Origin of the sequence: Lysinibacillus sp. NPDC098008, assembly GCF_044760715.1 — a bacterium.
Taxonomy (GTDB): Bacteria; Bacillota; Bacilli; order Bacillales_A; family Planococcaceae; genus Lysinibacillus.
The window spans coordinates 107,121-119,144 of sequence record NZ_JBIWBA010000005.1; the positions used below are offsets into that span (position 1 = coordinate 107,121).

A 12,024-nucleotide genomic window follows, 5' to 3' on the forward strand; every position below is an offset into this window, starting at 1 on the left:
ATAAGTTTCCTTTGGTAATATTGCCAGAGGCCTTATCTTCATCTTCTGAATGAAGATAAAAAGTATTATGTTTAGGGGGAAGTATTGATGTCAGAAGAAAAAATTTATGATGTGATTATTATTGGAGCAGGTCCTGCTGGGATGACTGCTGCTGTTTATACATCACGTGCTAATTTAGCAACATTAATGATTGAACGGGGAATTCCTGGTGGGCAAATGGCTAATACAGAGGAAGTAGAAAACTACCCAGGCTTTGATACAATTTTAGGTCCTGAGCTGTCAACAAAGATGTTTGAGCATGCAAAGAAATTTGGGGCAGAATATGCTTATGGTGATGTAACGGAAATCATCGATGGCGAAGAATATAAAACAATCAAATCAGGTGCAAAAGAATATAAAACACGTGCCATTATTATTACAACAGGTGCAGAGTATAAAAAAATGGGTGTGCCTGGTGAAAAAGAGCTTGGTGGTCGTGGTGTCAGCTATTGTGCTGTATGTGATGGTGCATTCTTTAAACAGAAAAATCTTGTTGTCGTAGGTGGCGGCGATTCAGCTGTAGAGGAGGGTGTTTATTTAACACGCTTTGCTGAGAAAGTAACAATTGTTCACCGTCGTGATAAATTACGCGCACAAAAGATTCTACAAGACCGTGCCTTTGCTAACGATAAAATTGATTTTATTTGGAATGCCACTGTCAAAGAAATTAATGAAGCAGATGGCAAAGTTGGTAGTGTTACATTACAATCGACAATCGATGGCAGTGAATCAGAATTTGCTACAGATGGTGTCTTTGTCTATATTGGTATGTTACCATTAACAAAGCCATTTGAATCTTTAGGCATTTTAAATGAAGCAGGCTATATTGTGACAAATGATACGATGGAAACAAACATTCCAGGTATCTTTGCAGCTGGAGATGTACGTGAAAAATCGTTGCGTCAAATTGTCACAGCGACAGGTGATGGTAGTATTGCCGCACAGGCTGCACAACATTATATTGAAGAATTATTAGAGAAAATCAATGCGTAAGCTTGCTATTTTAACGAAAAACCAGTAGTTTTAATGTGGTTTTAATATTGCTGTAACTTGAATGACATATAAAAGGTGTATGATAAGAATTGTAATTAGCAATCCCCCTTTTATTTTGTTTTAGTAGGTTGTTTCCGCCTCAAGTAGGTGAAAGCAGCCTACTTTTTTTGTGGAAAGGGTTTGTAGCTGAAAAGTTGTAAATGAGGACAAATCTTACGAGGTCTTGTTATAATGGAGAGTAGAATGCAAAAGTGATTAGAGGTGTGCCTATGCAAAGAATTGCAAATTTAATTGCCGTAAAAGACGGTAAAGTATTATTACTTCAAAAACCAAGACGAGGCTGGTACGTGGCGCCTGGTGGGAAAATGGAAAGTGGCGAGTCCATCTATGAGGCCGCTATACGTGAGTTTCAAGAGGAAACAAATGTCACACCATTACATGTGCATTTAAAGGGTGTTTATACAATGGTGATTAAAGAAAATAATGATGTAGTGGACGAATGGATGCTTTACACATTTGTTGCAAAAGATGTGGAAGGAACACCACTTGAAGAAACGCGAGAAGGCAAGCTTGCATGGCACCCAATAGAGGATTTAGCGCATTTGCCAATGGCTGAAGGAGATCGAACGAATTTACAATTTGCTGTTTCACAATCAGGTATTCAGTATGGTACGTTTGACTATACAACGAATTTTGAATTACTTCATCAGAAAATACAAATATCAAAGGAACAATAAAGGAGTTGCATAGCAGTGGTGGTTGAAGGCCAACAAAGTACACATGAATTGGTTATTATTACAGGAATGTCTGGAGCTGGAAAAACGGTAGCGATTCAAAGCTTTGAGGATTTAGGGTATTACTGTATCGATAATTTACCACCAGCATTACTCACAACTTTTTTAACCTTGCTAAGGGATTCGGGAAAAAATAGCACACGTATTGCCGCTGTAATGGATATGCGCGGAGGAGATTTTTTTGATTCTCTTATTGGTGCATTAGACCATATACTAAAAGAAGGCGATATTATGGTTCGGATTTTATTTTTAGATGCAGATGATGCAACACTAGTTAGACGCTATAAGGAAACAAGACGTGCCCACCCATTAGCAGTCAGCGGCTTACCATTGAATGGCATTAAACAAGAGCGTGCCCTTCTAGCTGAAATAAAGGGACGTGCTAATTTTGTTTATAATACATCCCAAATGAAGCCTAAGGAATTGCGTGAAAAAATTGTAAAAGAATTTGCTAGTGAGGCAGATACAATTTTTTCTGTTAATGTGATGTCCTTTGGATTTAAGCATGGTATGCCGATTGATGCTGACTTAGTATTTGATGTGCGTTTTCTTAAAAATCCTTACTATGTGGAAGAGCTACGCTCAAAAACAGGCTTACAAACAGAAGTATCCTCGTATGTTTTGGCATTAGATGATACGCAAATATTAATACAAAAATTAACCGATTTATTTGATTTTATGATTCCGCTTTATCGACAAGAAGGAAAATCCCAGCTTGTTATTGCTTTTGGTTGTACTGGCGGGCAGCATCGTTCAGTAACATTAGCAGAATTTTTTGGGGCATATTTAGCAAGCAAAGAAAATACGGTTATCACGCATCGTGATATTCATCGTAGAAAGGATTGAGTGCATGGGGAAAAAGCAAACAAAGCTTGTCGTGATAGGTGGAGGCACAGGTCTTTCCACGCTACTTCGCGGGCTAAAGCACCATCCATTTGATATTACTGCGATTGTGACGGTTGCAGATAATGGGGGGTCATCAGGGCGTTTACGGGATGATTATGACATTCCGCCCCCTGGTGATGTTCGCAATGTGATTGCTGCATTATCCGATGTTGAACCACTTGTCGAGCAAATGTTTCAATATCGCTTTTCAGCATCAGAAGATTTACGTGGACATTCATTAGGGAATCTTATGTTAACAGCATTAACGGATATTACAGGTGATTTTAACCATGCTATTAGTGAGATGAGCAAGGTATTAAAAGTTCATGGGCGCGTTATACCAGCAGCGAATAAAAAGATAAATTTACATGCAGTGTTAGAGGACGGTTCTATTATTGAAGGAGAATCTAAAGTTCCGACAGCAACCAAACGCATTGACCGCGTTTTTTTAGTGCCTGAAAATGTGCAACCGTTACCAGAGGCAATTCGGGCTATTCAACGTGCGGATTATATTTTAATTGGCCCCGGAAGCCTGTATACAAGCATTATTCCCAATCTCCTTGTAAAGGAAATTGGAGAGGCTGTTGTGAGAGCCAAAGGCAGAAAAATATATGTTTGTAATTTAATGACGCAAAAAGGTGAAACAATTTCTTATACAGCAGGTGATCATGTGAAGGCTATCTATAAACATGTTGGCAGTGCCTTTATCGATTCCATTTTAGTGAATAATGAAGAGCTTCCTAATCTTGTAAAGGAATTATATAAAGAGGAAAGAGCAGAGCCAGTGACATTTGATGTGGCAAAGCTTGAAAGTATGGGATTAGAGGTTATTAAACGTGATATTGCTACAATCCGCTCAGATGGAACGGTTCGACATAATGCAACGAATGTTGCAGAATGGCTGATCGACTATGCTGATATTTATAATGATAAAATAAGAGGAACGTTATAGCATCATAATGCACATATTGTATATGGTAAGATACACATATACATAGAAATCATGATTGAAAGGGGGGCGTGATATGTCTTTTGCTTCTGAAACAAAAAAAGAGTTAACCCAAGTAGAAGCGGATAATCATTGTATGAAAGCGGAAGTATCTGCCCTAATTCGTATGAATGGTTCATTATCCTTTGCGAATAAACAACTAAGCTTAGACGTGCAAACTGAAAATGCTGCAATTGCGAGAAGACTATATACAATTATGAAAAAGCTATACCCATACAATGTAGAATTACTTGTTCGTAAAAAAATGCGACTGAAAAAAAATAACGTATATATTTGCCGCGTAAGAGAAGGTGCACGTGAGCTGTTAATCGATTTAGCAATCATCTCAGACGACTTTCAATTTAATCATACGATCTCTAGAAAACTTATTAAAAAAAGCGGTCAAAAGAGAGCGTATTTAAGAGGCGCATTTTTAGCAGGCGGCTCTGTTAATAATCCAGAAACATCAGCCTATCATTTAGAAATTTATTCTTTATATAAAGAACATGGTGAGGCATTAATGGATTTAATGAATGAATTTGACCTGAATGCTAAAACGATTGAACGTAAAAAGGGCTTTGTCACATATTTAAAAGAAGCGGAAAAAATTTCAGATTTCCTAAATATTGTAGGTGCACATCAAGCAATGATGAAATTTGAAGATGTGCGTATATTGCGGGATATGCGTAATAGTGTCAATCGCATTGTCAACTGCGAAACAGCCAATTTGAATAAAACAATTGGTGCTGCATTACGTCAAGTAGAGAATATTCGATTTATTGAAAATTCAATTGGTCTTGACCAACTACCAGAGAAGCTGCGAGAAATAGCGCGCCTTCGTGTGGAATATCAAGATGTGACATTAAAAGAGCTTGGTGAAATGGTATCAAGTGGAACTGTTAGTAAATCAGGCGTGAACCATCGCTTAAGAAAAATTGATGAGATTGCTGATGCATTACGACGTGGCGAAAAAATAGGTGGTTAAATTTCTATACTTTTTAGGTATGAATGTCATGCGTAATCGTTTATTGTTCTTTTGCTAGTAAGTAAGGTAAGATAAAATTAATCGACGAACGGTAGTGAAAGGGAGTTTTAAGAATGATTGAAAGAACAGTCCAAGTCAAATTAAAATTAGGACTACAAGCAAGGCAAGCAGCGCTATTTGTGCAGGAAGCAAATCGTTTTAGCGCTGATATCTTTTTAGAAAAAGATGAGAAAAAAGTAAATGCCAAATCCATTATGGGTGTTATGAGTTTAGCAGTTGCTAAAGGAGCTGAGGTAACGTTAAGTAGCGAAGGCAACGATGCCGAGCAAGCGGTTTCAGCATTAGCAGCAATTATTGAAAATGAAGACTGAAAATTGTTATTTCATTTGAATAGAAAAGGCATCACAGAACAACTCTGCGATGCCTTTTTATGTTTATTTATTGTTACTGTGCATAATATGATCAATTAAGCCGTATTCTTTTGCACGTTCAGCTGTCATAAAGTTATCACGGTCTGTATCACGTGCAATAACCTCAAGAGGTTGACCAGTGCGTTCAGATAAAATACCATTTAATTTTTCACGTAAGAATAAAATACGCTTTGCAGCAATTTCAATTTCTGTCGCTTGCCCTTGAGCGCCACCTAGTGGTTGGTGAATCATTACTTCAGCATTTGGCAATGCAAAGCGTTTACCAGGCTCACCAGCAGCAAGTAAGAAAGCCCCCATAGATGCAGCCATACCAATACAAATTGTTTGTACCTGTGGCTTAATTAGCTGCATTGTATCATAAATTGCCATACCAGCTGTAATTGATCCACCTGGTGAGTTAATATAAAGAGAAATATCTTTATCTGGGTCTTCCGCTTGTAGGAAAAGAAGCTGTGCGACAATAGAGTTCGCAACGTTGTCATCAATAGCGCTTCCTAAAAGAATAATGCGGTCTTTTAGTAGTCGTGAATAAATGTCATAGGCACGTTCACCACGGCTTGTTTGTTCAATAACTGTAGGAATTAAATTCATGTTAAATCCTCCTTAAAAAACTAAATTCGAATACCCTTGCTGAAAATTTCCATTGTTATTTCAGCTGTATCCCTATCATACACATTATAGTCAGGGAAGGTCAAATATTAACCCTGCTTAATTTAATAAAAAAATAAATTGTTTTTGCATTCTATGGTTGAATTATAGGTTAGACGTTTGTATAATAGTTAAGGTCATAAGTTTAAAGTACGTTACACTATTTTGCAGGTATGCTTCAAAAATGAGGGTTATCTACATCATGCTTTTCGAAAGCCTAGATAGAGTGTGTACTTTTTTTTTGTGTCTTTTGCCCTCGTGGTGTAATGGATAACACGCAAGATTCCGGTTCTTGCACTGGGGGTTCGATTCCCTCCGAGGGCGCCATTTTACTGATTATTGATATACTGTTATAACTCAATCTCCTAATAAGTAGTTTAGCAGCCTGCTTAGTGGAGATGGAGAGGGAAAATATCGGGAATATTGCTCTAGTTGGCATTATTCCCCTATTTCTTCCTTTCAAACCTTCAAAAAAGCAACAACTCCAAATTATTTTTTAGTGAACATACTGTACGTGAAGACTAGTAATAGTCGAAAAAAAAGAATCCTTTCTGAGGGGATTCTTTTTTTTGCCATAAATTCGAAAAGCTAAAACAGTCCATGGCGATAAGAGGTCGCCATGGACTGTTTTTTAATGAAGTGGATTAGATGTTGTTGTATGGGCATTCAGCATAATTTGCATATCTTGCTGAGAATATTGTGGCACTTGATAGTAGCCATGTTTATTTTGATAAATAGACAATTCGTAGCCCATTTCAATACAGTTAGGGATACTATCCGCAACAACACGACGTACAACAGGATTTGTTGTTTCCAGAGCAGCCGTTGTCATACATTTTGCCGCTCCTTTTTGCGCACCTAGTAAGAAGCCAGAAATCATTTCATCATTGATTTCATTGGCATTTTGCATTGGCTTTTTCGGTTGGCCAGCCGTCATACCATATTTGAAATCATTTCCTGTTTCCATTTGGTAGCGCCCTGTAGGAACAGTTGGATCATGACCTGTACTAAAAGCTTCAACAATTGTGTTATACATGCCTAATGTAAAATTGTATTGGCGATCTAAAATGCTTAATAATTCAGGGTCTTTTACATGTGGACGCAAAATAATTGCTTGGTTCATACCAGCCATAACTTCACCAATGGTTTCATGCATGTCCATCATTTCATGGCCGCCATGATTTAGGCTTTGCTGCTGATTAAAATTGTTTTGATTGGATGATTCATTATAAAACGATTGTGACAAAAGAAACGCCTCCTAGATGTTATTTTGTTGCAGTATTTAGTATGTCAACTTCCGTTCATTTCATACGGTATAAGTACCAATTCGTTGGAATTGTTTTTATGGAGAAAAAGGGAATTATCATAAAATGCTATCAATTATTGACAGTGATATAAAGGTTATGATAGTTTATGTATATATCGACATTCGATATAACGTAAACTGATATAAGGAGGAGTTATGTTGAAAAAAAGATTTCTATCTGCATCATTGGCGATTATTTTAACAACGTCTGCTGTAGTTCCTGCAACAATGCAAGAGGTGCGTGCTGCTAATGACACGCAAAGTGTAGCTATTGCGCAAGAGGAGCAATTGTCATCACAGGAATTTTTAGACTTAGCTGTAACGGCTTTAACATTCCAGCACGGCTCGGAATCAATGCGTCAACAAATTATGGATAAGTGGGTAAAGGCTGAGGAATTCACAGATTTAGATGTAGCCATTAAACGTGATGAAGCCGCTCGTATTTTAGTAAGAGCTTTAAATAAAGAAGACCAAGAAGCATCACTTACAGCATACTGGGACACAGCGAATAAGCTTGGCTTATGGAATGGTGTATCCGTGGATAATGAATTTATTTCAAAACAGGATGCAAATAAAATTTTAAACAATGCTAAAAATATTAAAAATGCTACAAATAATGAAGGTGTTCCAGAAATCTCTGTGGAAGATTTTATGAAAAATCCTGGTAGCTTTGGCTATGAACTGTCACCTGATGGCAATTATATTACATTTGCTGCTGCATGGGAAAATCGTTCCAATGTATTTGTGAAAAAAATGAATGATGATAGTGAGCCAGTACGTGTGTCCAATTCAACAGATCGCGATATTGCAGGATTCTTCTGGAAGGACGATACATTGCTTTACTTAAAGGATAATGGTGGTGATGAAAACTACCATATTTATTCCACAACCTTTAATGGTGCAAAAGAACAGGATTTAACGCCGTATCCTAACGTAACAGTAGGGATACTAAGTGGACTTCAAGGCGTGAAAGATGAAATTCTTATTATGATGAATAAAGAGGATGCAACTGTTTTTGATGTATATAAGCTAAATATTAAGACGGGTGAAACAACGCATGTTGCTAAAAATCCTGGAAATATTACAAGCTGGTTAGCGGATCGTAATGGAGAAGTGCGTGTTGCTGTAGCCTCTGATGGTGTAGTAGGAACGATTCTTTATCGTGATTCTGAAAAAGATGAATTTAAACCATTTATTGAAATAGAAGCAGGCGATGAAGTCATGCCATTAGCTTTCTCAAAAGATAACCAATTTATTTATGCTATATCTAACAAAGGCAGAGATAAAATAGAGGCTGTGAAGTATGATTTAGAAGGTAATGAAGAAGTAATTATGTCCAATGAAGAGGTTGATGTTGCAGGCATATTATATAATGCTGAGCAAGATAAAGTATTATATGGTGCATATATTACGGATAAGCCTCATTATCAGTTCTTTGATGAAAATTTTGAACAGCTCTTCCGTAAAATTCAAAACAAGCTTGGTGTTCATGAGAGTGAATTAGGTATCAATGATTACAATAAAGAAATGACAAAATTTATTGTAAGTGTTTCAAGTGATACAGTCTATGGAAAGTACTATTACTATGACTCAACAACCGATGAGCTAACAGAGCTAGCAACATTAAGCCCTTGGCTAAATTCTGAGGAATTGGCTGAGATGCATCCGATTTCGTATAAGAGTCGAGATGGCTTAACAATCAATGGCTATTTAACATTGCCGAAAAATAAAGAAGCTAAAGATTTACCATTAATTGTTAATCCACATGGTGGACCATGGGCTCGTGATATGTGGGGCTTTAATCCAGAGGTGCAGCTATTAGCAAATCGTGGCTATGCTGTGCTACAAGTGAATTTCCGTTCTTCAACTGGCTATGGCAAGGAATTCCTACAGGCTGGGAATAAGCAATGGGGTTTAAAAATTCAGGATGATATTACAGATGGCGTACAATGGGTAATTGACCAAGGTATTGCAGACCCTGAGCGTATTGGTATTTATGGTGCATCCTTTGGTGGCTATGCAACATTAGCTGGTATTACGTATACACCAGATTTATATGCCGCAGCAGTGGATTACGTTGGTGTATCGAATATCTTTACACTACTAGATACAATTCCACCATATTGGGAAACAATGCGTAATATGTTTTATGAGCGCGTAGGTCATCCAGAGGAAGATAAGGAATTATTAACAGCAGTATCACCTGTTTTCCATGCGGATCAAATTAAAACGCCATTATTTGTTGCACAAGGCGCAAATGACCCACGTGTGAATAAAGCAGAATCCGATCAAATTGTGGAAGCTTTACGTGCTAGAGGTGTAGATGTAGAGTATATGTTAAAAGATAATGAAGGACATGGCTTTGCAAATGAAGAAAACAGAATTGAATTTTACAATGCCATGGTAAAATTCCTTGATACACATTTAAAATAATTTAAAAACAAGGCATTGCTGTGTCGTTTATTCGCACACAATGCCTTGCCTTTTATAATAGAGGTCGCATATTTTTGTAGCGGCTTTTATTGCGCTCTAATAATGACAGACAATAGGCTAACTCGTTAATCCCCCCTTCAATCAGATGTTCCTCCACTTGAGAAATACTTAAGCGAATAAGATGATCCTGCTGGTAGGCTGGTAAAAACATTCTAGAGGCATCGTCCATCCATATATTTTTTTCATGTAATAAATGGACAACCTGCTTAGCGCTGATATGGTCTGGCAGCATAATCGAAAGATAAAAGCCAGAAGTAGGCTTTGTAAAATGGATATGGTTAGGTAGCAATGCTTCACAAGCTGTCTGTAGGGCATTCATTTTTCTGCTATATAGCTCTTTTATTGTTTTAATATGACTATCAAACATACCGCTTTTTAAATAAATATCTAATGCTCCCTGTGAAAGCACGGAGCTATTAAAGTCGGCACTGAATTTATAGCGTGAAAAATCATGAATCATTAAAGCTGGAAGTACAACTGCACCTACTCGTAAGCCTGGCAAAAATACTTTTGAAAAGCTTTTAATATAAATCACTCGACCAGAAGGATTAAAAGAGAATAATGGGTCTGCTTTCATGTTTGGATCTAAATCACCTAAAAAATCATCCTCCACAATATACACATCATATTTTTCTGCAAGCTCTACAATGCGTTTTTTCTCCTCATTTGTATAACTATGACCAAGCGGATTTTGAAATCTCGGTACAATATAGAAAAATTTTATATCATTGTTGCGAAAAATATATTCAAGCTGCTCTAAATCAATGCCCTCCATTGTTAAATCAATACCAAGCGTAGTAACTTGCTGAAGACGAACGGCTTCAATAAAGCCAAAATAGGTAGGCTGCTCAACGAGTATATTATGTTTGCCGTTTGGAAAGGGCATTGACGCTAATAAATGGAGTGCCTGTTGAGAGCCTGATACAATAAAAAGTCGCTCTGGACTTGTAAAGACCTGTAAGCTTTGCAAATACTTTGCTAATTGAACACGAAGAGCATAAAGCCCTTGTTGATCGTTGTAACTAAATAATTCTTCCTTATAGATGTCAATGGCTTGGTTCATGCAGTGCTGAAATTCTATATATGGCATAATACGTTTATCTGGCCCAGCAGACAAAAAATCAATGATTTGTTGTGGTGCACTTGGCTGTGTAGCCTGATGAACAACATAGTAGCCACTTTTAGGGACAGAAAAAATAATATGCTCCTTTTCTAGCTCATTATAGGCTCGTAGTACTGTATTTTTACTGCACGAAAATTGCTGAGATAATTGTCTTACGGATGGCAGCTTGCTACCTGTAGTAAGTATGCCCTTTGTGAGCTGTGCTTTAATGTCCTTAATAATTTCTAAATATTTAGTCTGCAATACAAGCTCTCTCCTTTATCTGTACCAGGACAGTTGATAGAAAATTCTATTTATTTTCGATATAGCTCCTTTTACTATTGAGTATACCAGGGACAGATGGCATGAAAAATAGGAGGTTTGGAATAATGCAGAAACAAAAAACAGAAAAAGTGGGATTACTGTTAGGGTTATTAGGGGTTATTTGCTTTAGTTTAACTTTGCCAGCAACAAGTGTAGCTGTACCATATTTTGGGGCAACTATCGTAGGCTTAGGAAGAGTTGTCATAGCGGCAATTATTGTGGCGATTGTTTTACTGATAAGAAAGGAAAAGCTACCTACTGCTCGTCAATTTAAAAGCTTATTGCTTGTATCCTTTGGGGCAGTGTTAGGATTTCCATTATTGACCTCGTGGGCAATGATAAGCTTACCGGTTTCTCATGGCGCTGTAGAATTAGCGCTTTTACCTTTGGCAACAGCAGGCTTTGCTATAATAAGAGCAGGAGAGAAGCCTTCCTTAAAGTTTTGGCTTTCAAGTATTGCTGGTGCGATAGCAGTTATCATTTATGCGGTTTATCTTGGGCTAGGGCAATTACATATAGCGGATTTAGCGTTATTAGCAGCAGTGGTAATATTAGGGCTTAGCTATGCAGAGGGCGGGCAATTGGCGAAGGAATTAGGAAGCTGGCAAGTTATTGCTTGGGCTATTTTAATTGCTGCACCATTTTTTATAATTCCAGTTGTTTTAAATTTCACAGCAGTGATGTTACATGCTCCTGTAACAGCATGGCTAAGCTTGCTCTATTTAGCTGTTGTCAGTCAATTTTTAGCATATGTAGCATGGTATAGCGGCATGGCATTAGGTGGCATTGCAAGAGTAAGTCAAATTCAATATTTACAGCCATTTCTAATGATTCTTTTTGCTACATTATTTTTACATGAATCTATCACTTGGTTTACGATTATTGTAGCCATCATTGTGGTGATAACAGTAATCATTGGCAAAAATGCAGTGATTACAAAAAAGTAGTCTAGTGCTCAATACGTAAAGAAGGCAGCTTTTCCTTTATGCTGTAAAACCTGATTAGCCATTTCGCTTTATAATAGAAGAAGGGGGTG

At 37.4% G+C, this 12,024-nt stretch carries 11 protein-coding genes and 1 tRNA gene; 9 read left to right on the top strand and 3 right to left on the bottom strand.

The window, feature by feature from the left end:
- The first annotated feature begins 87 nt into the window (after nt 1–87).
- The 6 genes from trxB to ACIQVU_RS07630 all read left to right on the top strand — a co-directional run bounded on the left by trxB (nt 88) and on the right by ACIQVU_RS07630 (nt 5,055).
- A complete protein-coding gene (gene trxB, locus ACIQVU_RS07605; protein ID WP_340807347.1) occupies nt 88–1,032 on the top strand; it encodes a thioredoxin-disulfide reductase in 945 nt (314 codons plus the stop codon).
- Between the two features lie 269 nt (nt 1,033–1,301).
- Entirely contained in the window at nt 1,302–1,769 is a 468-nt protein-coding gene (locus tag ACIQVU_RS07610; RefSeq protein ID WP_340807346.1) for an NUDIX hydrolase, read from the top strand.
- A gap of 15 nt (nt 1,770–1,784) precedes the next feature.
- A complete protein-coding gene (gene rapZ / locus ACIQVU_RS07615; protein WP_340807344.1) occupies nt 1,785–2,672 on the top strand; it encodes an RNase adapter RapZ in 888 nt (295 codons plus the stop codon).
- A 4-nt stretch (nt 2,673–2,676) separates the two neighbouring features.
- Nucleotides 2,677–3,663 carry a gluconeogenesis factor YvcK family protein gene (locus ACIQVU_RS07620; protein ID WP_402894655.1) on the top strand — a complete coding sequence of 329 codons (987 nt, stop codon included), beginning with the start codon at nt 2,677–2,679 and terminating at the stop codon, nt 3,661–3,663.
- 73 nt (nt 3,664–3,736) lie between these two features.
- Nucleotides 3,737–4,684, top strand: a complete 948-nt coding sequence (gene whiA / locus ACIQVU_RS07625; RefSeq protein WP_340807342.1) for a DNA-binding protein WhiA — start codon at nt 3,737–3,739, stop codon at nt 4,682–4,684.
- 113 nt (nt 4,685–4,797) lie between these two features.
- Nucleotides 4,798–5,055, top strand: a complete 258-nt coding sequence (locus ACIQVU_RS07630; protein WP_340807340.1) for an HPr family phosphocarrier protein — start codon at nt 4,798–4,800, stop codon at nt 5,053–5,055.
- A 63-nt stretch (nt 5,056–5,118) separates the two neighbouring features.
- On the opposite strand, the gene clpP is transcribed toward ACIQVU_RS07630, so the two are convergent.
- A complete protein-coding gene (clpP, locus tag ACIQVU_RS07635; protein WP_340807339.1) occupies nt 5,119–5,706 on the bottom strand; it encodes an ATP-dependent Clp endopeptidase proteolytic subunit ClpP in 588 nt (195 codons plus the stop codon).
- A gap of 309 nt (nt 5,707–6,015) precedes the next feature.
- Here clpP and ACIQVU_RS07640 point away from each other — a divergent pair.
- Nucleotides 6,016–6,090, top strand: a tRNA-Arg gene (locus tag ACIQVU_RS07640).
- Nucleotides 6,091–6,394: 304 nt separating this feature from the next.
- Here the strand turns inward: ACIQVU_RS07640 and ACIQVU_RS07645 are convergent.
- Entirely contained in the window at nt 6,395–7,009 is a 615-nt protein-coding gene (locus ACIQVU_RS07645; RefSeq protein WP_340807336.1) for a spore coat protein, read from the bottom strand.
- Nucleotides 7,010–7,228: 219 nt separating this feature from the next.
- Here ACIQVU_RS07645 and ACIQVU_RS07650 point away from each other — a divergent pair, with 219 nt between their 5' ends.
- Nucleotides 7,229–9,502, top strand: coding sequence for a S9 family peptidase (locus ACIQVU_RS07650; protein WP_402894659.1), 2,274 nt, complete (start codon nt 7,229–7,231; stop codon nt 9,500–9,502).
- A 52-nt stretch (nt 9,503–9,554) separates the two neighbouring features.
- On the opposite strand, the gene ACIQVU_RS07655 is transcribed toward ACIQVU_RS07650, so the two are convergent.
- Nucleotides 9,555–10,928, bottom strand: coding sequence for an aminotransferase-like domain-containing protein (locus tag ACIQVU_RS07655; protein ID WP_402894662.1), 1,374 nt, complete (start codon nt 10,926–10,928; stop codon nt 9,555–9,557).
- A gap of 125 nt (nt 10,929–11,053) precedes the next feature.
- On the opposite strand from ACIQVU_RS07655, the gene ACIQVU_RS07660 reads away from it, so the two are divergent.
- Complete coding sequence (locus tag ACIQVU_RS07660) at nt 11,054–11,935, top strand: DMT family transporter (RefSeq protein WP_340807333.1); 882 nt, start codon at nt 11,054–11,056, stop codon at nt 11,933–11,935.
- The last annotated feature ends 89 nt before the right edge of the window (nt 11,936–12,024 follow it).

What these genes read in the sequence shown, in the direction of transcription:
- trxB (WP_340807347.1), top strand. Translation starts at nt 88, where the DNA reads ATGTCAGAAGAAAAAATTTATGATGTGATTATTATTGGAGCAGGTCCT.
- ACIQVU_RS07610 (WP_340807346.1), top strand. Translation starts at nt 1,302, where the DNA reads ATGCAAAGAATTGCAAATTTAATTGCCGTAAAAGACGGTAAAGTATTA.
- ACIQVU_RS07620 (WP_402894655.1), top strand. Translation starts at nt 2,677, where the DNA reads ATGGGGAAAAAGCAAACAAAGCTTGTCGTGATAGGTGGAGGCACAGGT.
- whiA (WP_340807342.1), top strand. Translation starts at nt 3,737, where the DNA reads ATGTCTTTTGCTTCTGAAACAAAAAAAGAGTTAACCCAAGTAGAAGCG.
- ACIQVU_RS07630 (WP_340807340.1), top strand. Translation starts at nt 4,798, where the DNA reads ATGATTGAAAGAACAGTCCAAGTCAAATTAAAATTAGGACTACAAGCA.
- clpP (WP_340807339.1), bottom strand. Translation starts at nt 5,706, where the DNA reads ATGAATTTAATTCCTACAGTTATTGAACAAACAAGCCGTGGTGAACGT.
- ACIQVU_RS07660 (WP_340807333.1), top strand. Translation starts at nt 11,054, where the DNA reads ATGCAGAAACAAAAAACAGAAAAAGTGGGATTACTGTTAGGGTTATTA.